At 60.3% G+C, this 21,981-nt stretch carries 20 protein-coding genes and 1 tRNA gene; 6 read left to right on the top strand and 15 right to left on the bottom strand.

The genetic code is table 11. From position 1 onward, the window contains the following. Nucleotides 1–20: 20 nt before the first annotated feature. The 6 genes from ACQRBV_RS07690 to rfbB are packed head-to-tail and all read right to left on the bottom strand — an operon-like array spanning nt 21 to nt 6,616. Nucleotides 21–1,397 carry a sigma-54-dependent transcriptional regulator gene (locus tag ACQRBV_RS07690; RefSeq protein ID WP_411985330.1) on the bottom strand — a complete coding sequence of 459 codons (1,377 nt, stop codon included), beginning with the start codon at nt 1,395–1,397 and terminating at the stop codon, nt 21–23. Next, nucleotides 1,394–3,202, bottom strand: a complete 1,809-nt coding sequence (locus tag ACQRBV_RS07685; RefSeq protein WP_060754647.1) for a sensor histidine kinase — start codon at nt 3,200–3,202, stop codon at nt 1,394–1,396. Before ACQRBV_RS07685 ends, ACQRBV_RS07690 begins: the two co-directional genes overlap by 4 nt. A 36-nt stretch (nt 3,203–3,238) precedes the next feature. Next, nucleotides 3,239–4,120, bottom strand: a complete 882-nt coding sequence (gene rfbD / locus ACQRBV_RS07680) for a dTDP-4-dehydrorhamnose reductase (protein ID WP_411985329.1) — start codon at nt 4,118–4,120, stop codon at nt 3,239–3,241. Continuing rightward, nucleotides 4,117–4,662: a dTDP-4-dehydrorhamnose 3,5-epimerase gene (gene rfbC, locus ACQRBV_RS07675; protein ID WP_090367467.1), complete on the bottom strand. Its 546-nt coding sequence runs from the start codon at nt 4,660–4,662 to the stop codon at nt 4,117–4,119. The genes rfbD and rfbC overlap by 4 nt, the downstream gene beginning before the upstream one ends. Continuing rightward, entirely contained in the window at nt 4,659–5,537 is an 879-nt protein-coding gene (gene rfbA / locus ACQRBV_RS07670) for a glucose-1-phosphate thymidylyltransferase RfbA (RefSeq protein WP_161547672.1), read from the bottom strand. Before rfbA ends, rfbC begins: the two co-directional genes overlap by 4 nt. Continuing rightward, nucleotides 5,534–6,616 (bottom strand): dTDP-glucose 4,6-dehydratase, encoded by a 1,083-nt coding sequence (gene rfbB, locus ACQRBV_RS07665; protein ID WP_090367463.1) that lies wholly within the window; start codon nt 6,614–6,616, stop codon nt 5,534–5,536. The genes rfbA and rfbB overlap by 4 nt, the downstream gene beginning before the upstream one ends. 151 nt (nt 6,617–6,767) lie before the next feature. Between rfbB and ACQRBV_RS07660 the strand changes: the two genes are divergently transcribed. The 4 genes from ACQRBV_RS07660 to ACQRBV_RS07645 all read left to right on the top strand — a co-directional run bounded on the left by ACQRBV_RS07660 (nt 6,768) and on the right by ACQRBV_RS07645 (nt 12,942). Beyond that, nucleotides 6,768–9,677: an aminotransferase gene (locus ACQRBV_RS07660; RefSeq protein ID WP_411985328.1), complete on the top strand. Its 2,910-nt coding sequence runs from the start codon at nt 6,768–6,770 to the stop codon at nt 9,675–9,677. A gap of 121 nt (nt 9,678–9,798) precedes the next feature. Next, the gene (aguA, locus tag ACQRBV_RS07655; RefSeq protein ID WP_104995246.1) at nt 9,799–10,905 is read left to right on the top strand and encodes an agmatine deiminase; all 1,107 of its coding nucleotides are present in this window, start codon (nt 9,799–9,801) and stop codon (nt 10,903–10,905) included. Nucleotides 10,906–11,140: 235 nt separating this feature from the next. Then, nucleotides 11,141–11,353, top strand: a complete 213-nt coding sequence (locus ACQRBV_RS07650; protein ID WP_090367457.1) for a hypothetical protein — start codon at nt 11,141–11,143, stop codon at nt 11,351–11,353. Between the two features lie 302 nt (nt 11,354–11,655). Continuing rightward, a complete protein-coding gene (locus ACQRBV_RS07645; protein WP_090367454.1) occupies nt 11,656–12,942 on the top strand; it encodes an OprD family porin in 1,287 nt (428 codons plus the stop codon). Between the two features lie 73 nt (nt 12,943–13,015). Here ACQRBV_RS07645 and ACQRBV_RS07640 read toward each other — a convergent pair whose 3' ends face one another. Beyond that, nucleotides 13,016–13,912 (bottom strand): AraC family transcriptional regulator, encoded by an 897-nt coding sequence (locus tag ACQRBV_RS07640; RefSeq protein WP_411985327.1) that lies wholly within the window; start codon nt 13,910–13,912, stop codon nt 13,016–13,018. Between the two features lie 88 nt (nt 13,913–14,000). Here ACQRBV_RS07640 and ACQRBV_RS07635 point away from each other — a divergent pair, with 88 nt between their 5' ends. After that, nucleotides 14,001–14,519 (top strand): hypothetical protein, encoded by a 519-nt coding sequence (locus ACQRBV_RS07635; RefSeq protein WP_411985326.1) that lies wholly within the window; start codon nt 14,001–14,003, stop codon nt 14,517–14,519. Between the two features lie 27 nt (nt 14,520–14,546). On the opposite strand, the gene ACQRBV_RS07630 is transcribed toward ACQRBV_RS07635, so the two are convergent. From ACQRBV_RS07630 to ACQRBV_RS07615, 4 genes are all read right to left on the bottom strand, one after another. After that, nucleotides 14,547–15,455 (bottom strand): LysR family transcriptional regulator, encoded by a 909-nt coding sequence (locus ACQRBV_RS07630; protein ID WP_161547680.1) that lies wholly within the window; start codon nt 15,453–15,455, stop codon nt 14,547–14,549. A 152-nt stretch (nt 15,456–15,607) separates the two neighbouring features. After that, the gene (locus tag ACQRBV_RS07625; protein WP_411985325.1) at nt 15,608–16,381 is read right to left on the bottom strand and encodes an SDR family oxidoreductase; all 774 of its coding nucleotides are present in this window, start codon (nt 16,379–16,381) and stop codon (nt 15,608–15,610) included. Nucleotides 16,382–16,607: 226 nt separating this feature from the next. Continuing rightward, nucleotides 16,608–16,683, bottom strand: a tRNA-Thr gene (locus ACQRBV_RS07620). Between the two features lie 138 nt (nt 16,684–16,821). Next, nucleotides 16,822–17,055 carry a DUF2790 domain-containing protein gene (locus tag ACQRBV_RS07615; protein WP_104995262.1) on the bottom strand — a complete coding sequence of 78 codons (234 nt, stop codon included), beginning with the start codon at nt 17,053–17,055 and terminating at the stop codon, nt 16,822–16,824. A 346-nt stretch (nt 17,056–17,401) separates the two neighbouring features. Between ACQRBV_RS07615 and bcsQ the strand changes: the two genes are divergently transcribed. Continuing rightward, nucleotides 17,402–18,307: a cellulose biosynthesis protein BcsQ gene (gene bcsQ / locus ACQRBV_RS07610; protein ID WP_411985324.1), complete on the top strand. Its 906-nt coding sequence runs from the start codon at nt 17,402–17,404 to the stop codon at nt 18,305–18,307. A 240-nt stretch (nt 18,308–18,547) separates the two neighbouring features. Here bcsQ and ACQRBV_RS07605 read toward each other — a convergent pair whose 3' ends face one another. The 4 genes from ACQRBV_RS07605 to ACQRBV_RS07590 form a co-directional block, all read right to left on the bottom strand. Continuing rightward, a complete protein-coding gene (locus tag ACQRBV_RS07605; protein WP_411985323.1) occupies nt 18,548–19,741 on the bottom strand; it encodes a methyltransferase in 1,194 nt (397 codons plus the stop codon). Then, complete coding sequence (locus tag ACQRBV_RS07600; protein WP_060754698.1) at nt 19,722–20,411, bottom strand: ABC transporter permease; 690 nt, start codon at nt 20,409–20,411, stop codon at nt 19,722–19,724. Before ACQRBV_RS07600 ends, ACQRBV_RS07605 begins: the two co-directional genes overlap by 20 nt. Nucleotides 20,412–20,449: 38 nt before the next feature. After that, a complete protein-coding gene (locus ACQRBV_RS07595) occupies nt 20,450–21,145 on the bottom strand; it encodes an ABC transporter permease (protein WP_053253867.1) in 696 nt (231 codons plus the stop codon). A gap of 72 nt (nt 21,146–21,217) precedes the next feature. Continuing rightward, nucleotides 21,218–21,970, bottom strand: a complete 753-nt coding sequence (locus tag ACQRBV_RS07590; RefSeq protein WP_060754625.1) for an ABC transporter substrate-binding protein — start codon at nt 21,968–21,970, stop codon at nt 21,218–21,220. Between the last annotated feature and the right edge of the window lie 11 nt (nt 21,971–21,981).

Here is a 21,981-nt window from a genome sequence, read left to right as displayed (position 1 = left end):
GGCCTCTTGGTGTGTGTGGATCATTCTTCGTCGGTACTCTGGTTGGCGAAGATCAAGCCGTGCTTGCGCAATTTGTCGTGCAGGGTTTTGCGCGGGATGCCGAGTGCCTCGGCGAGGCTGCGTACGGAGCTGTGGGGGCGCGTCAGTTCGGCGGCGATCAGGCTTTTTTCGAACTGTTCGACTTGTTCGCTCAAGCCGCCCGGTGTCGAGGTGAGCACGCCGGCGGAAGGGCTGTCCTGGGTGTTGTCCAGAGCCAGCTCCAAGCCCAATGCAAAGCGCTCGGCAGCATTCTGCAGTTCGCGCACATTGCCCGGCCAGCTGTGGCGCAACAGCAGCGCACGCTGGCCCGGTTGCAACTCCTGCAATGGCAGGCCGTGGCGGCTGCCGGCTTCGTCCGCGAAGTGTTGGAACAGCATCAACGCATCTTCCCCTCGTTCACGCAGCGGCGGGATGCGCAACGGAGCGACGTTTAGCCGGTAATACAGGTCGGCACGGAAGCGCCCTTGGTCGGCGGCCTGGCGCAGATCTTCCTTGGTGGCGGCAATGATGCGGATATCGAGCGGGATCAGTTGGTTGCCGCCCAGACGCTCGACCACGCGTTCCTGCAGCAGGCGCAGCAGCTTGACCTGGACATCCAGGCTCATGCTTTCGATTTCATCGAGGAACAGTGTGCCGCCGTTGGCAAATTCGAACTTGCCGATACGGCGCTTCTGCGCGCCGGTAAAGGCACCGGGCTCGTGGCCGAACAGTTCGCTTTCCACCACCGATTCGGCCAGGGCGCCGGCGTTGATCGCGACGAACGGCCCGCTGCGCCGGCTCGACAAGTCATGCAGCGCACGCGCCACGACTTCCTTGCCGGCGCCGGTTTCACCGAGGATCAGCACGTCGGCCTTGGTCGCCGCCAGGGCACCGATCTGCTCGCGCAGGCGCAGCATTTGTGGCGAGTGCCCCACCAGGCGTGTGCTCAGTTGCTGGCGGTCGCTGAGGGCCAGGCGCAGGCTGCGGTTGTCCAGCACCAGGCGACGCAGCGCCAGGGCGCGGCGCACGCTATCGAGCAGGGCGTCGCTGGCAAAGGGTTTTTCCAGAAAGTCGTAGGCCCCGGCACGCATGGCTTGCACCGCCAACGGCACGTCGCCGTGGCCGGTGATCAACAGCACCGGCAGGTCCGGGTCCTGGCCGTGCAGTTCGGCGAGCAGCTCCAGGCCGTCCATGCCGGGCATGCGGATGTCGCTGACCACTACCCCTGGCCAGTCCCGCGTCAAGCGCGCAGTGAGGCCGGTCGCTTCACCCAGCGTCAGGACAGCCAGCCCGGCCAGGTCCAGGGTCTGGCACAGGGCCTGACGCAGGTGTGGATCGTCGTCGATCAACACCACCTGAATCTGGTTATCGATACTCATACACTGCGGTCCTCGGACGGTTGCAGACTGACGCCCGGCGAACCGGCACGCAATTTCAAGGTTAACAACGCGCCGCCTTCCTTGTGGTTGGCAAATAGCAGTTCGCCGCCAAAGGCACGCATCAGGGTTTCGCAGATCGCCAGGCCCAACCCCAAGCCCTGGGTGCGGGTCTTGGTGGTGTAGAACGGTTCGCTGGCGCGGCCCAGGGCTTCCATGCAAAACCCGGGGCCGTTGTCGCGAATGTACAGGTTGACGCCCTGTTCGGTGGTTTGGGCACTCAACCAGAGTTTTCGCGGCGGGCCTTTTTCGGTGAGGGCGTCCAGGGCGTTGGCCAGCAGGTTGCCAAGCACTTGGCGCAAGCGGGTTTCCCCGGCTTGCACCCATAAGGTCGCCTCCGGCAGATCGCGGATCAGTTCGACTTCCATCGACCGCCGCCGCTTGGCCAGCAACGCCAGTGCATCATCCAGCGCCGGCTGCAGGGCCACGCTTTCCGGTGCATGGCGGTCGCGCCGGGCGAACGCACGCAGGTGCGCGATGATCGAGGCCATGCGCCCGGTCAGTTCGCTGATCAGCTTGAGGTTGCCCCGGGCGTCGTTGGTACGTTCGTGGTCGAGCAGGATCTCGGCGTTTTCTGCATAACTGCGGATCGCTGCCAGGGGCTGATTCAGTTCGTGGCTGATGCTCGCCGACATGGTGCCCAGGGCTGACAGCTTGCCGGCTTGCACCAGGTCATCCTGGGCGCGCACCAGTTCCTGCTGAGCGTGCTCGCGTTCCAATACTTCCTGTTTCAAACGCCGGTTAAGGCCCTCCAGATCGCTGGTACGCTCGGCCACGCGTGCTTCCAGCTCGCGGCGCGCCTTGGCTTCGAAGGCAATGCGCTCCAGGTAATGCCGCCGACGTTGCATCATCAGGCCCAGCAACAGCATCAACACCAACAGCGTCGCGCCACCGACGGCGACCACCGTGCGCACCGGGCGATTGATCAGTGAGCGTGGCGCGAGGATCTCCACATTCCACCCGGTTTCGGCGATGGCCGTGGATTGACGCAGCCATGCCGTGGCACTCAGCGCCAGCGGCTGTGGGTCGCGGGTGGGGTAAGGTTGGATCGCGATAATCGCCTCACGCTCTGCGGCGGTCAGTGGCCGGGTGGCACGAAACCGCCATTGCGGGCGCGAGGTCAGGATTACCACGCCATTGTGGTCGGTCACCAAAAGCTGTTCCGGCGTATTGCCCCACAGGCTTTCGGTATGGTCCAGGTCGACCTTGACCACCAGTACGCCGATGATCTTTTCGCCATCGCGCACGGCGGCGGCAAAGAAGTAGCCGCGCTTGGCCGAAGTGGTGCCCAGGCCGAAAAAACGCCCCAGACGCCCAGCCATGGCCTCGCTGAAATACGGTCGGAACGAGAAGTTACGGCCGACGAAACTGTCTTGCTTGTCCCAGTTGGAAGCCGCCAGGGTTTTGCCGGAGGTGTCCATCAGGTACATCACTTCCGCCCCGGCCTGGGCGGCGACGTCCTGGAGCAACTGGTTGGCGTTGGCCAGGTTGGTGCTCACCTGAGGTGCATCCAGGGCTGTGCGCAGGGCGGGCAGGTCCCCCAGGATCTGCGGCAAGACTTCGTAGCGGTGCAGGGTGCCCAACAGGTTGGCCACGTACAGGTCGAGGGTTTGCCGGTTCTGACCCGCCAACTCGCTGCCGTAATAGCGCTCGGCCAAGTGTTCCAGCGGCCACAGCAGCGGGGCCAGGCATAACGCCAACAGGGCGAGGCTGCGCCAGCGAGGTCTTCGTGGAAGGGGTGGAGTCATGGAAGTCATGCGCCTGTGGGTACAGGCGCATTATGCCTAGTGCTGCCCTGCAAGACACTCGCGCAATGCGTCTTGCCAACGCGGCTGGCTGACCTGCCATTGTTGCTGCAGGCGGCTGCAATCCAGACGCGAGTTCAGCGGGCGCTGGGCGGGCGTCGGGTAAGCGCTGGACGGGATCGCTTCCAGCTCGGCGCAAGGCTTGCCTTGCGCACGCAGGTGTTCGCCAATCGCCTGGGCAAAGCCGAACCATGAGGTCTCGCCCTGGGCGGTCAGGTGATACACCCCCCATTCACCCGCTGCACCAGCCAACCAGCGCTCGATCAGGGCGCGGGTACTCTCGGCGATGCTGCCGGCCCAGGTCGGCGCGCCGATCTGGTCAGCGACGATTCGCATGTGCGGTTTTTCTTGCAGCAGACGCTGCATGGTCAGCAGGAAATTCTTGCCGTGGCTCGAATACACCCAGCTGGTTCGTAAAATCAGGTACTCCCCGCCCACCGCTGCAATTGCCTGCTCGCCCGCCAGCTTGCTCTGGCCATAGACGCCCAGCGGGTTTGGCGCGTCGTTTTCGGTATACGGCGCCGGCTTGGCGCCATCGAACACGTAGTCGGTCGAGTAGTGAATCAGTGGGATGCCCAGGGCCTTGGCTTCTTCGGCAAGGATGCCGGGCGCGGTTGCGTTGATGGCAAACGCTGCATCCGGTTCGCTTTCGGCCTGATCGACAGCGGTGTGAGCCGCAGCATTGATGATCAGGCCGGGGCGATGGGTGCGAACCTGTTGGCGGATCTGCTCGACGTTGGCCAGGTCGAGTTGGTCGCGGCCCAGTACGATGAGTTCGCCCAGGCCCAGGAGCCGCTGTTGCAGCTCCTGGGAGACTTGGCCGTGTTGGCCGGTGATCAAGATTTTCAGACGGGAGGTCACGAGAACACGTCCGCGTCTTTGAAACTCTTGCCGTTCTGGTCTTTGGCAGACAGGATCGGCGGGCCATCGAGTTGCCAGTCAATGTTTAGCGTGGGGTCGTTCCAACTGATACAACGCTCGGCTGCCGGCGTGTAATAGTCGGTGGTTTTGTAGAGGAACTCGGCGTAATCACTGAGTACCACAAAACCATGGGCGAACCCCGGTGGAATCCACAGTTGGCGACTATTGCCGGCAGACAGGCGCACGCTGGCCCATTTGCCGAAGTTGGGCGAACTGCGGCGGATATCCACCGCCACGTCCAGAACCTCACCGGCTGTCACACGCACCAGTTTGCCCTGGGCGTGCTCGACCTGATAGTGCAGGCCCCGCAACACGCCCTTTTGCGAGCGTGAGTGGTTGTCCTGCACAAACTGCTGTTGCAACCCAGTGGCTTGTTCAAAGTGCCGGGCGTTGAAACTTTCATAGAAAAAACCGCGATCATCGCCAAAAACCTTCGGTTCGATGATCAATACACCGGGCAATTCAGTCGCGGTTACATTCATTTAGTGTCCTCGTCGGCCAGTGAGTACAGGTATTGACCATAGCCGGTTTTTCCAAAGTATTTGGCGCGCTCCAGCAGATAGTCGCGGTCGATCCAGCCGTTCTGATAGGCGATCTCTTCCAGGCAAGCAACTTTCAGGCCCTGGCGATGCTCGATGGTCTGCACGTAGGTTGAAGCTTCCAGCAGGCTGTCATGGGTGCCAGTGTCGAGCCAGGCGAAGCCGCGGCCGAAACGTTCAACGTGGAGGTCACCTCGCTTGAGGTAGGCGTTGTTGACATCGGTGATTTCCAATTCGCCACGCGGCGAAGGCTTGACCGCCTTGGCAATCTGGATCACGTCGTTGTCGTAGAAATACAGCCCGGTCACGGCATAGCTCGACTTGGGCTTCGCCGGTTTCTCTTCGATGGACAGGGCACGGCCGTCCTTGTCGAAGTCGATCACGCCGAAACGCTCAGGATCCTTGACCCAATAGCCAAACACGGTGGCGCCGGACGGGCGTTGGGCCGCGGTGCGCAACTGCTCGCCGAAGTGCTGGCCGTGGAAAATGTTGTCGCCCAGGATCAGGCACACCGGGTCTTCACCTATGAATTCTTCACCAATGATGAAGGCTTGAGCCAGTCCGTCCGGAGACGGCTGTTCGGCATAGCTGAAGCGCACGCCGAACTGGCTGCCGTCACCCAGCAGGTTACGATACTGCGGCAAGTCCGTTGGTGTAGAAATCACCAGGATGTCCTTGATCCCCGCCAGCATCAGCACCGAGATCGGGTAGTAGATCATCGGCTTGTCGTAAACCGGCAACAGTTGCTTGGACACGCCCAGGGTGATGGGGTGCAAACGGGTGCCGGAACCGCCGGCCAATACAATACCCTTCATCATGCGATCAGATCCTTTGCGTCAGTGTTGCCGAGTCGTTCACCTTGATAACTGCCATCCTGGACCCTGCGGCACCATTCCAGGTTGTCGAGGTACCACTGCACGGTCTTGCGCAGACCGGTTTCGAAGGTTTCTTGCGGAACCCAGCCCAGCTCGCGTTCGATCTTGCTGGCATCGATCGCGTAGCGCTGATCGTGGCCTGGGCGATCCTTGACGAAGGTGATCAGGTCGGTGAATTTTTCCACGCCGGCCGGGCGTTGCGGCGCCAGTTCTTCGAGCAGGGCGCAGATGCCGCGCACCACATCGATGTTCTTCTGCTCATTGTGACCACCAATGTTGTAGGTCTCGCCGACTACGCCGGTGGTTACCACCTTGAGCAGGGCACGGGCGTGGTCTTCGACGAACAGCCAGTCGCGCACTTGCAAACCATCGCCATAGACCGGCAGTGGCTTGCCCGCGAGGGCGTTGAGGATGACCAGCGGGATCAGCTTCTCGGGGAAGTGGAACGGCCCGTAGTTGTTCGAGCAGTTGGTCAGCAACACCGGCAGGCCATAAGTGCGCTGCCAGGCGCGTACCAGGTGGTCGGAGGCTGCCTTGCTCGCGGAATAAGGTGAGCTGGGTGCGTAAGGCGTGGTTTCAGTGAAGAGATCGTCTACACCGTGCAGGTCGCCGTATACCTCATCCGTGGAGATGTGGTGAAAGCGGAACGCGCTTTTGGCCGGTTCTGCCAGCTTCTGCCAATAAGCCCGTGTGGCTTCCAGCAGGCTGTAGGTACCGACGATGTTGGTCTGGATAAAATCCGACGGACCGTCAATGGAGCGGTCGACATGGGACTCGGCCGCCAGGTGCATGATCGCCTGCGGCTCGAAGCGCGCCAGTACGGCGCTGACGGTGGCCTGGTCGACGATGTCGGCCTGGACGAACTCATAGCGGCTGTTGGACGCGATGCTGGTCAGCGACTCAAGATTGCCGGCGTAGGTGAGTTTGTCCAGGTTAAGCACTTCGTGCTCAGTGTGTTCTATCAGGTGGCGAATCAGGGCGGAGCCAATAAATCCGGCACCGCCGGTGATGAGAATGCGCATGTCGAGGGCCTTTTCCTTAGACGGACACTGGGCGAAAGAAGCATAGCTTGAGTTGTGAGGCGGGCTGGTGCAAGCACGGCGAGCATGAGGGGTTGATTAACTGCCCATAACAATGGCGATATAGACGCCTGAAAAAACAGAGGGCGTCACAATGTTGCTTGCCACATTGATCCATCGTGCCAGTTTGCCTTGCCCACAAGTGAGCCCTGACCAAGCGGCGCAATTACTCAAGCAGCATTATGGCCTTGATGGTTCCTTGCAGTCATTGGGTAGCCAACAAGACGTCAACTACAAGATCGACAGCGAGCGTGGCCGGTTTGTTCTGAAAATCAGCCGGGGCGATTACGCCGCCATTGAATTACAGGCCCAGCATGCCGCCCTCAAGGACCTGCAGGGACGCGAGCACCTACGTGTGCCGAAGGTCATCCAGAGCCTCAAGGGCGACGAACTGCTGACGGTAAGCCTCGATGACCAAACCCTGCATCTGCGGCTGTTGGAGTATATCGACGGCCGGCCCCTGACCGATTTGCCGCACCTGAGCCGCGAAGTGATCCAAGGCTTCGGAGCGCTGTGCGGGCGGATGAGCCAGGCCCTGGCGGGCTTCGAGCACCCGGGCCTGGAGCGTACCCTGCAGTGGGACCCGCGCCATGCACAGGAACTGATCACCCATTTGTTGACGACTCTGCAGGATCTGCCTCAGCGCGCCGCCCTGGCACAGGTGGCCCGGCAGGTCGAAGCGTACGTGAAGCCTCTGGCGCAACGGTTGCCATGGCAGGCGGTGCATATGGACATCACTGACGACAATGTCGTGTGGCAGCGCGACGCCCAGCGGCATTGGCAATGCCAGGGCGTGATTGATTTCGGTGATCTGGTACACACCTGGCGCATTGCCGACCTGTCAGTCACCTGCGCGGCGCTGCTGCACCATGCCGAAGGGGACCCGTTTGCTATTTTGCCGGCGATCCAGGCGTGCCACGCAATCACGCCGTTGCAACGCGAAGAGCTGCAAGTGCTATGGCCGTTGATCGTCGCCCGTGCGGCGGTGCTGGTGCTGAGCAGCGAACAGCAGCAACGCCTGGACCCGGACAATGCTTACCTGTTGAAAAACGCCGAGCACGAGTGGGAAATCTTCCATGTGGCGACATCGGTACCGTTCGAGTTGATGGAGGCCGCGATCTTCAGTTGCCTCGGTGACACGTTGCCGACGATTGCCGAGCAGGACTTCGCCCCTTTGCTGCCTGGCCTGGTAGGACGTGAGTTTGCGTTGATCGACCTGGGCGTACTCAGCCCGCATTTCGAGGCCGGCAACTGGGAAGTGCCGGGTATCGACCAGCGGCTGCTGGATGAGGCGGCGGCGGTGCATGGGCTGGCGGCCAGCCGATATGGGCAGTACCGGTTGTCGCGCACGCGCCCCGACAGCGCCGCCGAGCCGGAAACCTTTGCCCTGCATGTGGAGCTGCATCTTCCCCATGGCAGTATCGTACAAGCGCCTTTTGCCGGGACATTGCACGCGGGCGCCGACGGTTTAGTGTGTTTGCAGGGTACGCCATTGAGCCTGCGCTTATGGGGCGTGAAGACGCAGTTGACGCCTGGCTCGGCACTGGTCAAAGGGCAGGTCCTGGGGCAAGTGCAGGCGCCGCTCACGGTCCAGTTGTGCCGGGTGGAGCTTGAGCCGCCGTTGTTTTGCACGCCCTCCAGGGCGCCGGCCTGGCAGGCGCTTTGCCCCTCACCCGCAACACTGTTGGGCCTGGCCTGTGATGCCGAGCCGGAACTGGACCCCGAAGCCCTGCTGGCGCGACGTGACGCCAGTTTCGCGCGTTCGCAGAAGCACTATTACGTCGACCCGCCGCGCATCGAGCGGGGTTGGCGCAACCACCTGATCGACATGCAGGGCCGTTCCTACCTGGACATGCTCAACAACGTGGCGGTGCTGGGCCATGGTCACCCGCGCATGGCCGCAGTGGCGGCGCGGCAATGGTCGTTGCTCAATACCAACTCGCGCTTTCATTACGCGGCGATTGCCGAGTTTTCCGAACGTTTGCTGGCGCTGGCGCCGGATGGCATGGACCGGGTATTCCTGGTCAATAGCGGCACCGAGGCCAACGACCTGGCGATCCGCCTGGCATGGGCCTACAGCGGCGGGCGCGACATGCTCAGCGTGCTGGAGGCGTACCACGGTTGGTCGGTGGCGGCGGATGCGGTGTCCACCTCGATTGCCGACAACCCCCAGGCATTGAGCAGCCGCCCGGATTGGGTGCACCCGGTGACCGCACCGAATACCTATCGAGGTGAGTTCCGCGGGCCGGACAGTGCGCCGGATTACGTACGAAGCGTGGAGCATAACCTGGCGAAAATCGCCGCGAGCAAACGCCAGTTGGCGGGCTTCATCTGCGAGCCGGTGTACGGCAATGCCGGTGGCATTTCCCTGCCGCCGGGCTATTTGCAGCAGGTATATAGCCTGGTACGTGCCCAGGGCGGTGTGTGTATCGCCGATGAGGTGCAAGTGGGCTACGGCCGCATGGGGCATTTTTTCTGGGGTTTTGAGGAACAGGTCGTGGTGCCGGACATCATCACCATGGCCAAAGGCATGGGCAACGGCCAACCGCTGGGTGCGGTAATCACCCGACGGGAGATCGCCGAAGCGCTGGAGGCCGAGGGCTATTTCTTCTCGTCGGCAGGGGGGAGCCCGGTCAGTTGCCGTATCGGCATGGCGGTACTGGATGTGATGGAGGAAGAAAAGCTGTGGGAAAACGCCCAGGTAGTGGGAGGGCATTTCAAGGCTCGCCTGGAGGCACTGATCGACCGTCACCCATTGGTAGGGGCTGTTCACGGCTCTGGGTTCTATCTGGGATTGGAGCTGGTTCGTGATCGGCAAACCCTGGAGCCCGCCACTTTCGAGACCGCGCTGTTGTGCGATCGTCTGCGCGAGCTGGGCATCTTCATGCAGCCGACCGGCGACTATCTCAACATCTTGAAGATCAAGCCGCCGATGATCACGTCCAGGCGCAGCGTGGATTTCTTTGTCGACATGCTGTCGAAAGTGCTGGATGAGCAATTGTAGATAGCCGATTTTTATCGACCAATTTATGTAATGTTTTCCTTGTATGATCTTTTGTTGCTTTTAAAGCCGATTTTTATCCGCTATAAAGTCGGCCATTCCCTCATTCGGAGTCCTGAACGCCATGACCACCCTGCACAGCACACCTCGCGCCGATGGCTTCTATATGCCCGCCGAATGGGCGCCACAGACCCAAACCTGGATGATCTGGCCCGAGCGTCCGGACAACTGGCGCCTGGGCGGCAAGCCGGCGCAGGCGGCTCATGTGGCGGTGGCCAAGGCGATTGCGCGTTTTGAGCCGGTGACGGTTGCTGTTTCCGCCGGCCAGTACGAAAACGCCCGCGCACGTTTGGATGTGCCCAATATCCGTGTCGTGGAAATGTCCAGCGACGACGCCTGGGTGCGAGACACCGGCCCGACTTTTGTCATCAACAACAGCGGTGAAGTGCGTGGGGTTAACTGGGACTTCAACGCCTGGGGCGGTTTTGACGGGGGGTTGTATGCGCCGTGGAACCGTGACTCGCAGGTGGGCGGCAAGATCCTCGAGATCGAGCGCGCACCGCGTTACCGCACCGAAGGGTTCGTGCTGGAAGGCGGTTCTATCCATGTCGACGGCGAAGGCACGCTGATCACCACCGAAGAATGCCTGCTGAACCGTAATCGCAACCCGCATCTGGATCGCGCGGCCATCGAGTCCGTGCTGAGCGCCAATCTGGCTGTGGATAAGATCATCTGGCTGCCGGACGGTCTGTTCAACGACGAAACCGACGGCCATGTGGATAACTTCTGCTGCTACGTACGCCCAGGCGAAGTGCTGCTGGCCTGGACCGACGACCCGCAAGACCCGAACTATGCGCGCTGCCACGCGGCCATGGATGTGCTGCAAAGTAGCACTGACGCACAGGGACGCTCGTTCATCGTGCACAAAATGCCGATCCCGGGGCCGCTGTTCGCCACCGAGGAAGAGTGCGCAGGCGTGGACCCGGTGGATGGCAGCCAGGAGCGTAACCCGAGCGTTCGGTTGGCCGGTTCCTATGTCAACTTCCTGATCGTCAACGGCGGCATCATCGCGCCGAGCTTTGACGATCCGATGGACGGCCAGGCCAGGACTATCCTGCAGCACTTGTTCCCGCAGCACGAAGTGGTCATGGTGCCGGGCCGTGAACTGTTACTGGGCGGCGGTAATATCCATTGCCTGACCCAACAACAGCCCGCCCCGCACAAAAACTGAGTGCAGTTGTAACAGCGCTTGCAGCAGCGCTGCGCGCTACCTCTTTAGAGCGCTCATAGCAAGCCCGCGGCCCAGCAAGGTCGCGGGCTTTTTTATGCTCTAAAGCCTGCAAACACGGGACATTGGCATAGCTCTTGTATCGATGTTGTCACCGTGATCAAGGTTTGATGACTGCGCAGTTCTGTCATAAACCTTGAGTAAGTTAGCCGCTCACGCAGTAGGAGAGAGCGCTGAAATGAATGCCGATATCAACCTGATCTACACGCGCCCGTTCCACCCGACGCGGGTCAACGGTGATGCGATCCACGCATTGGCGCTGTGGTTGAAGGCAAATGGACCGCGACCAGCCAGGCGGGCAGACCTGCGCAGCGTGGTGATGCAGCGCTATCCGGTGGGGTTGTTCAGTGACGATGAAGTGCAAGCATTGTGTGAGTTATTGAAGAACTGAAGAGCGCCACGCGCAACTGCCGGTTTGCGCATACCCATCCACAGTGGGCGCAGTAGGACGCTGCTTAGAATTATTTCGCCTAAATACAGACGATTCACGAAATTGACACATAGTTCAACGGGCGCATAGGATTGCGCCCAACGCCTGTGGCTAACCGCCATGACTTACTCCAATAAAAAAAGGCCCGCGGCAGTTCAGTCGTCCGCGGGCCTTCTTTTTTCCGGAAAAAGCCGACACCAGAAAAGCGACACGGAGCCTGGTGTCACAGCGCGTACTCAACCAGTAATAAGGAATATAAGAATATGTTGAAGCAACGGATGAGTTTGATCGCTCTGGGGATTTTGAGCGCATCGACAGCCATGGCAAACGACCAGGAGCAATCCAAGGGTTTTGTTGACGACAGCCACCTGAACATTGCTGCCCGTAACGCCTACATCAGCCGCGACTACAAAAACGGCAAGCAAGACAAAGCCGAGTGGGGCCAGGGTTTCATCGGCAAGTTCGAGTCCGGTTTCACCCAAGGCACCGTCGGTGTGGGTGTGGACGTGATCGGCCAGTACGCCATTCGCCTGGATGGTGGCAAAGGCCGTAGCGGCGCTGGTGGTATCGACTTCTTCAAACAAGGCGACAGCGGCGAAGCCGCCAACGACCTGGCCAAGGGTGGAGCAGCCGTCAAGGCGCGCATCTCCAATACCGTGATCAAATACGGTCAGCAGATGCCAGCCGTACCGGTCCTGGAGTACGACAACTCCCGTCTGTTGTCGGAAACCTTTGAAGGCACCTCGATCGTTTCCAAAGAGATCGCCGGCCTGCAACTGGACGCCGGTCACTTCACCAAGGAAGCCCGCAAGAGCGCCGAAGGCAGCGACAGCGGCCGCCTGAAAAGCATCGACTACATCGGTGGTAGCTACAAATTCACCGAAAGCCTGTCGGCTGCACTGTATGCCTCCAACATGCAGGACGTGCTGAAGAAGCAATACGTCAACGTCAACTACGTGCTGGCCCTGCCAGAGAAACAGTCCCTGACGTTTGACTTCAACGGCTACAAAACCAAGCTGGACCGCAGCTTCGCCCTGGAAAACCAAGGTGATGCGGACGCTCGCGACAACAAGATCTGGAGCCTGGGCGCTACCTGGGCTGTCGGCCCGCACAGCTTCACCGTCGCTCACCAGCGCAGCACCGGCGACACCGGCTACCTGTACGGCGGCTACCGCAACGCCGGCGGCATCGGCGACGGTGGCAACACCATCCTGCTGGCCAACTCCTACTGGTCTGACTTCAACGGCAAGGACGAGCGTTCCTGGCAGGTTGGCTACGGCATCGACTTCGCCACCTTCGGCGTACCGGGCCTGACCTACAACGTTGCCTACGTACGCGGTACCAACATCGACGACGGTAGCAACCGTGGCGACGGTACCGAGCGTGAAATCTGGAACCAGTTCAAGTACGTCGTACAGAGCGGCCCAGCCAAAGACTTGAGCCTGCGTGCGCGTGCGTCCTGGTTGCGCGTCTCCAACAACGCCAGCAACTACAACGTAGGCGGTAACGAAATCCGTCTGTTCGCCGACTACCCGATCAACGTTTTCTGATTGATCGCAAGTCGCGCCTGATCCCAGGCGATAAAAACCCCGACTGGTTCGGGGTTTTTTTATGTGCAGGCGATCACTTATCGGGTGCGTGTCGGGCGTGGTCATCCCGAGGCGAACGCCCGAAAAAAGCCTTATAGGCCCGGCTGAACGCCGCCTCGGACTCATAACCCACCGCAAACCCAACCTCGCCGATGCGACCTCCCTGTCGGGAAAGCATGGTTTTTGCCAAGGTCAGCCGCCACTCATTCTGATAGCGCAACGGTGAGCGCCCGACCAACGTACTGAACCGCTCGCAGAAATTGGAACGCGACATGCCGGCAACTTCCGCCAGCGCATCAATGCGCCACTGCTGGCCGGGCGTTGCGTGGATAGCCCGCAGCGCCCGGGCGATGCGCGCATCCGACAACCCTCCGAGCCATCCCGACGCACCACCCTGTTGAACCCAGGTGCGCAGGATGCGTATCACCACCAGATCAATCAGGCGCGAAATCATCAACGCACCGCCGGGTTGCGTGTCATGGGCTTCGAGCAACATGAAATGCAGAATACCTTCGGCCCAGGCCGCCGCTTCGGTCTGTCGGATGTGGATCAACTGCGGCAGGGCAAACAGCATCGCCTGGAAACTGCTTGCATCGAACCAGAATCGGCAGACCACCACCGTGGCCGGCCCACTGCATGCCGTAATCCTGATACCCGTGGGGTCGTGAGGGAGTAGCAGCACATCGCCCTGTTCCAGCATCACCGGTGCTTGGCCACAGCTCTCCAGTTGCAACCCGCCTTGCTGGACTACGCAGATATGCGCGCTCTTTTCATCAAGCTTGAGCGGTTGCCCGATGGTCAGCTCAGAGGCATAAACGCGGTCGCCCGTCAGACGAATCTGCGCCAGTACCTGAGACAAAAGGTCGCCTTTGGCCAGGCCCTCCAACTGCATTTCCGGATGAATGATCAAATGTTCGAGGGGATTGGTCATGTCTGCACGGCCACGCCTTCAATAAGCTGATTCCCGGATCATAACGCGCCGAGGCGATCTGGATGAGCGTTTCCAGCGCAGGTCGTTTATGCATATCTTCCAATCACACGGGAAACGCAAAATGTTCGGAATCTCCACCCTCGGCTGGATCCACACCCTCGGCAGCCTGCCCGCCATTCCACTGGCGGCCTACATGTTCATCCGCTCCGGGCGCATCGTTCCCCGCTCAACACCGGGCAGGTTCTATCTGGCATCGATGCTGATCGGTGCTTTCAGCGTGTTCCTGGTCGCCAAACAACCGGTCAGCAACCTCATTGGCGTCATCACGATTGCCTTGCTCGTGGCCGGTTATGGCGTTGCGCACCTGGCCTGGCTGGGCCGTGCGCGGATTTATCTGGAAACCATCTTCCTGAGCCTGACGGCGTTTTTCCTGATGGTGCCGACGGTGTCCGAGACATTGCGCCGGGTGCCTGATGGTCATCCTTTTGTTAGCGATTTGAAATCGCCGGTGCTGATCGGTGCGCAGGCGGGGATAGCGCTGGTGCTTGTTATCGGCGTTACTGTGCAGATGATCTACTTGCGCAGGAGAGGGGGGCGGGTTGCTTGATTGTCTTCACCGCCAATCGAAACGGCTTTACCTACTCTGCAGATATGGCGCCATCAAGCTGGCAAACCACTCGATGAAGGCACTGAGGCGGCGAGAGCGTTGGCGACGATCCGGATACAGTACAGACACGGTCATCGACGGTGGCCGGTAAGCTGCCAGTACTTCCACCAACTCGCCGCTATCGAGTAGATGCTGCACATCGAACAACGGCACCTGAATCAAACCGAGGCCTGTGCGGCATGCGGTGATATAGCTTTCCGCACTATTGACCACCAAGCGACAGGGCAGTGGCAACGAATGCCGGACGCCGTCGAGACAGTATTCCCACTGAACCTCCTGCCCGCTCGATCCCGCCACATAGCCGACGCATACGTGCCGCTCCTGCAACTCGGCAAGGTCGGTGGGTACGCCAAACTCGCTCAGGTAAGCGGGACTGGCACAGTTGATCGTCAACACCTGCCCTAACGGTTTCACTACCAGGCTGCTGATCTGCGGCGTGCCGAAACGAATCACACAATCGACGCCCTCCTGCACCAGGTCTATCGAGCGGTCGGTGGAACCCAGGCCCAGTTCCAGGTGCGGGTAACGCTGGAGAAAATCGGGCAGCGCAGGAATGAGCAGGCGCCGGGCGATACGACTGGGCACATCGACCTCCAGGCGCCCCATCACCTGCTCTTGATGGGTGTGGAACAGTTGGTCGATCTCATCGATCTCGACTAATACCTGGCGTGCGCGCTGCAGTAACTGGCTGCCATCGGTGGTCAACGACACCTTACGCGTGGTGCGGTGCAGCAAGCGCGTTCCGGTATTGGCTTCCAATTGTTGAATCGCCGCCGATACTGTGGCACGCGGCAGTTTCAGCAGGCGTGCGGCCTGGATGAAGCTGCCGAGCTCAGCCACCTGAACGAAAATTTGGTACTGGTCGATGCGGTCCATGGGTTATCAGTGCTCGACGACGGCGTTAGCCTGTTTCACTCGAAACCGGCGGGTGATGTGCAGACTGATCGACGCTCATAGCAACCCCACGGCCTGGTTTGTCGGGAAAAGTGTCAACGCCGCATTACGGGGTTGCAATCGCTTTTCGCCCGTTACTTGGTGGTATACCCGCCGTTGATCAAAATCGTCTGGCCCGTCACCCACCAGCCATCACTCACCAGGTTGCGAATGAACGGGACCACATCCTCGATATCAGTCAGGCCCGTGCGCGAGAACGGCGAAAGCGCCGCGGCGGTCTTATGATAGTTCACCGCATCCTGACCTTCGGCCGGATAAAAAAACGGTGTATCCATCGGGCCCGGGCCCACTGCCGTCACCGAAATACCTCGCGCGCCGAGTTCTTTTGCAGCCGCTCGGGTGAACTGCTCCACCGGCGCTTTACTGCCGGCATACGCCGCGTAGAACGGCGTGAACGCGCCGAGCAGCGAGGTGACGATGGTGCAGATCTTGCCGTTGTCGTTGAGGTGCTTGCCGGCTTCCTTGAGAAAGAAAAACGCGGTTTTAGAGTTAACCGCCATCATCTCGTCGTACTCAGCTTCAGTGATCTCAGCTATGGGTTTCTTCAACACCTTGCCCACGGTGTTGATCGCAATATCCGGACGCCCGACTGCAGCCACGGCATCGCTGAACAGCTTTTCCACGGCCCCGGCTGTGGTCAGGTCTGCCTGCAACACCACCGCCTGGGTTCCCAGCGCCTCGAGAGCCGCCGCAGTGGCGTTGGCATCGCCCTGGCTGGAGGCGCTGTTGTAATGCACCACTACCGCCTTGGCACCCTGCAGGGCGAGATCGCGGGCGAGCAAACCGCCGAGATTTTTCACACCGCCGGCGATCAGTACGACCTTGCCATTGATTGAATGTTTGGACATGACAATGCTCCTTGGGCTGGGAAAGGTACGACCCAGTCTAGAGAGGCAGGGGGCAAAGATAAGCACGCTGATGCTGGATGCACTGTTCAGCGTTTTCGGCCAATAGGTGTGAAGTTACTTACGTTGTGTTGGTGTATTGGCTGGAAGATTGTCAGTGGGTTGACGGAAAAATGGACGTTCCAGAAACGACAAAGCCCTCGCATTTCTGCGAGGGCTTCGTTTTGTATGGTGCCGGCACCAGGAGTCGAACCCGGGACCTACTGATTACAAGTCAGTTGCTCTACCAACTGAGCTATACCGGCGTGTTAGGGCGACGATTATAGCGATTGGAAGGCATCTGTAAACCCCTGAATTCTGACTATTTTTGCAAATACAGAGGTTTTCTTGAGCAGGCCGTATTTTCATGGCGGCGAGTCGTGCTCCGGGGCCGTCTAATCAGCTCAGTTGCCATCGCCGCAGTTGTCCGTGAATTTCATGTAATCCAACACCTGCGTCTGGCCCTTTGAGTCGAGATAGGTCATTCGCGCGTTCACTATGCCGCATCCCGAGCGGGAGTCTTCGCTGGTGGAGAGTACGCGCTGGATGTCTGGCTTGGGGGTTACGCCGGCGTGTGCGGTGGCGGTCAGTGCAAGCAGGGCGGCGGCGATCAGGGGTTTCCAGTTGTTGGGGTTCATCGTAGTGTCCTCAGGGTCAGTGATGGGGTGAGGTCATTGAGCGCCTGGGAGGTATCTGGTCTGTGTCGTCGATCTCGGGTTTTGTCTCGTTGTGTATTGGCTGAATATTTATGTACTTGCCGATACGAAGGAGGGCTGAAGGGGAAGGGGGCATTAAGCGGCTAGAAAGCCATTTAATTGACTTTAAGCCGTTCGTCCGAAAAATAAACTGCGAAAACATCAAAATAATGACACTTTTCTGTGCCTGACCCAGAATGCATTCACCGGGACGCCTATAAAAAAGACCTGCGGCTAGTGCCTGCTTGCCGAACTTCACGTCTTTAAGCTGCGTCGTGAGGAGAAGGCTATGAGCCTCAGCGAAGAACTTTTGGCGTTATTTGGCAAAGATGTCAGCCACGATGCCCAAGGCATTAATGCGCGGATGCACTTTTTTGGCAGTGTGCCTGGCGACGAAGACACCCACTCACATTCCCCGCCCGCCGATATCGCGGTTGTGCGCGCCAAGGTCGTGGCGCTGGTGTCTATCAATGGCGGCGTTGGGCGCAGCACGTTGGCCACGGCCTTGAGCAGTGGCTTGCAGCGTCATGGTGAGTCAGTGGTGGCGCTGGATCTGGACCCGCAAAATGCCTTGCATCATCACTTCGGGGTCAGTGCGGCGTTACCCGGTATTGGCCGCACCAGTCTGGAGCATGGGCAGTGGGGGGCTTTGCAACAGGTCAGCTTCGCCGGTTGCCAGGTGATTACCTTTGGCGATATCGATATCCAGCAGCAGGAAAACCTGGAGCGTTGGCTCAAGCATGAGCCCAACTGGTTGGCGCAGCGTCTCGCGTCCCTGGGCCTGAGCGAGCGGCAAACGCTGATCATCGATACGCCTGCCGGTAATAACGTCTACTTCCATCAAGCGCTGAGCGTTGCCGACGTGGTGCTGCTGGTGGTTCATCCCGATGCTGCGTGTCTTGCCACTCTGGAGCATTTTGACCAACTGCTGGCGCCCCATCTTGAGGGCTCTCGCCCACCCTCTGTGCATGTAGTGGTCAATCAGGTGGACGAGAGTGATGCCTTCGGCCTGGACATGGTCGAGGCCTTCAAGCAGCGCCTGGAGTCCCCACCATTTGAAGTACATCGTGACGTGGCAATCAACGAGGCGCTGGCCTTTGCGGCAGACCCGTTGGACAGCGCAGCCAAGCGGCTGGCCGGAGACGATATCAATGAGATTTGCCTGGCATTGAAGGCACCGAAAAAGAAACCATGAAGCGCGCTTTATAGGCTTAATGCCAGATGCTTATGCACAATCGGTTGGTTGCGGCTGTCAGGTGACGGCCATTTTGTGGAGCGGTTCTCAACACGCTGCAACTGCCTGTTTTGTGTGCATTTTATTTTGTGAACAAAAAATGACCAGCGTGCCTTTTGGCCTGCAGCGCTGATGGGAACAGCCTCTGTAAAGAATCCATCAACAGAGTTATCCACAGGGGCATATAGGAAATTTTGCCCCTTAATCGCGCTCGGCCAGCACCATCAAGTTGCGTGGGGTCAGGGCGGGCTCACAGAAGCTGCCTATCTCGACCTTGTAGCCCTGTTCCGACAGATAGAGCGCCCGGTCCAACACTAGCCACATCTCCAGCGGGCGTCGAAACAAGCCTCGGACCAATTCCAGGTTGCGTACCTGTGCCAGGCGGCGCCAACCCTCGGCCTCCAGTGCAGCCCAATCCTGTTCACCTGTGGATAAGCCCTTGAGGTTCGCCAGTTCCCGGCAGTAGTCGGCGAAGGGTTTACCCAGCCAACTGGCGGGCAGAGAGGGGGTGGGTAAGTAGTCGTCGTGGCCGCGTAACTGGCGTTGCAAGTGATCAAAGCCCAGGCGTCGAGCCATGGAGGTGTCACGTTGTTGGCGCACGCGATTGCCGGCGGTGACGGTTTCGCTCAATGGCAGGCCCAGGTCATCTTTTGACAGGCGCAGGCCTGACGTCCGGCCGGCGCTCGATAGCGGTTGGTAGTGCTCGGCATTGATGCGGTTATAACAGCAGGGCGCCAGCGCCAGTTGTTTGCAGCCGGCAGCACTGGCCAGTTGCAACAGGCGCACGTGCAAGTCGCCGCAGGCATGCAATGCGACGGGCGTGTGGGCGGGGCTGAGTGTCACATCCGCCATCACGTCTTGCAGGCGATGCGTGACCGGCAATCGGTGGTGCTCGCTCAGCGCCTGGCCTGAGGCGATCAGGGCAGGGTCGTATTCCAGGCAAGTCAGTTGCTGGCCGGGTTGCAGCAGGCGACGGCCGAGATGACCTTTGCCGGCACACCAGTCCAGCCAGTGGCCAGGTGTTTCGGTGAATTGCAATGCGGCACCGAAGGCTTCGATCTGCTGCCATTTGCGGCCGGGCACGTCGACGTTCAGGCGGTGGCGGGCCGGCTCCAGTGCGCGTTTCGGTAACTCGTCCACTGCACTGAGGCGCAATGCCCGCTCCGCCAACTGTGGAAAAGGCGCAGGCGCCGCTAACGCGTGGGCGTGGTTGTGGTTGTGGCTGGATTCGGCATCCGCCAACGAGCGTTGGCGAAGCCAGTGGGCCAACTCGGGATGCGCGGCTTCCCAGGGTAATTGCAGGTGCGTAAAGGGCCGTGGTCGCCACAGCCCTTGATGCTCGATCAGAAACGCATCCAGCGCTTTGAAACGGGCCTCAGCGTCCCTGGCAGGCATCGACGCGCAACCAGCGTTCGAGCAGTTTGAAGCCGCGCACCAGGATGTAAGCCATCAGCAGGTAGAACAACCCGGCGGCGAAGAAGATCTCCACCGGCAAGTAGGTGCGGGCGATGATCGTACGCGCCATGCCCGTCAGCTCCAACAAGGTCACGGTGCTGGCCAGGGCGCTGGCCTTGAGCATCAGAATCACTTCGTTGCTGTAGGCCGGCAGGCCGATGCGCGAGGCGCGGGGCAGGATGATGTAGAACAGCGTCTTGGGCTTGGACATGCCCAGGGCGCGTGCCGCTTCGATCTCACCCGGCGGGATGGCCTGGATCGCGCCGCGCAGGATCTCGGCGATATAAGCGGCGGTGTGCAGGGTCATCGTCGCCGTGGCACACCAGAACGGATCGCGCAGGTAGGGCCAGAGGACGCTCTCACGGACCGTATCGAACTGTGCCAGGCCGTAATAGACCAGGAACAACTGCACCAGCAGTGGCGTGCCCCGGAAGAAGAAAATGTAGGCGTAGGGCAGGGCGCTCACGTACCAGCGGCGCGAGGAACGGGCGATGCCCAGCGGGATCGCCAGCAGCAGGCCGGCAATCACCGCGATGGCAACCAGTTCCAGCGTTAGGGTGGCGCCCTGGGCGAGCTTGGGCAGCCACTTGATGATCACGGCCCAGTTCAGGCCCAGGTCGAAATGCGCCAGCCAGCTGTAGTCGCCGCTCATTGGGTGCTCCTTGCAAAGCCGCGGGCGGCGCGTTTTTCCAGGAAGTGCATGCCGGTCATGGCCAGCACGGTGAGGCCCAGGTACATGAATGCCGCGACCATGAAGAAGGTGAAGGGCTGCTTGGTCACGGTCACGCCGATCTGGGCGTGGCGCATGATTTCTTCCAGGCCGATCACCGAAACCAGTGCGGTGTCCTTCATCAGAATCATGAACAGGTTGCCCAGGCCGGGCAGGGCGATGCGCCACATCTGCGGCATGATCAGGCGGGTGAAAATCCTGAACTTCGACAGCCCCAACGCCACACCCGCTTCGCGGTGGCCCTTGGGAATGGCGAGGATCGCGCCACGGAACACTTCCGTGGCGTAGGCGCCAAAGCACAGGCCGAGGGCGATCACCCCGGCGGCAAAGGCACTGAGAGAAAGGTCGGGGTTACCGAAGAACTCACCGAGGGCACGCATCAGGTTGACCGTGCCGAAATAAATCAGCAGCACCCAGAGCAATTCGGGAATACCGCGGACGATGGTCGAGTAAGCGCCGCCAAGCCATTGCAGCGGCTTGTACGGGGACGTCTTGGCCAAGGCGCCGGCAAGGCCCAGCACCAGCCCCAGGCACAGGGCCGTGAGCGCCAGTTTGACGGTCATCAGCGCGCCGGCGGCAAGTGCCGGGCCGAATCCGTAGAGATCGAAATTCATGGTGTTTTCATATCGCAAGGCAGAGCTTAAAGCCGGCGTGCTCCGCTGAGCACGCCGGGCAAGTCGTTCAGATCATTCGATGCTGAACGGGAAATACTTGTCGTTGATCTTCTTGTAGGTGCCGTCTGCCTTGATCTCCGCCAGGGCTTTGTTCAGGCGCTCGCGCAGTGGGTCGCCCTTGCGTACGGCGATACCGATCTTGTCGCTTTCTACCACCGGGTCGCCTTTGAACTCGTAGGCCGAACCGTCTTTGCTCTTGAGCCATTCGTATTGCACGTACTTGTCGGCGAGGATGCCGTCCAGGCGTCCGGACGTCAGGTCGAGGTAGGCGTTTTCCTGGGTGTCATACAGCTTGGCGGTGGTGTCCGGCAGCTTGTCTTCCAGGTAAGTACCGGCCAGGGTCGCTCGCTGTGCGCCGATGGTTTTGCCCTTCAGGTATGCTGCGTCGGTCTTGAAGTCCGCAGTGGCTTTCGGCGCGATGAATTGCAGCTTGTTGGAGTAGTACGGGTCGGTGAAGTCGACGGCCTGCTTGCGTTCATCGGTGATCGACAGCGAAGACACCAGGAAGTCGAATTTCTTGGCGTTCAGGGCCGGGATGATGCCGTCCCAGTCGGAGACATACACTTCACACTTCTCGACTTTCATCTTGGCGCACAGGGCGTCGCCGATGTCTTTGTCGAAGCCGACGACGTTGCCGCTGGCGTCTTTATTGTTGAAGGGCGGGTAGGCCGCTTCGATCCCCATCTTCAGGGTTTCCGCCATGGCTGTGGCGCTGAACGCCATCGAAACGGCCGCGGCCAGAAGGAATTTTTTATAGTTCTGCATGCATGTTGCTC

This window comes from Pseudomonas sp. R11F (assembly GCF_050312575.1).
GTDB classification, from domain to species: domain Bacteria; phylum Pseudomonadota; class Gammaproteobacteria; order Pseudomonadales; family Pseudomonadaceae; genus Aquipseudomonas; species Aquipseudomonas palleroniana.
The sequence above is the reverse complement of the archived record's forward strand: the minus strand, read 5'-3'. Positions and strand labels throughout refer to the sequence as shown.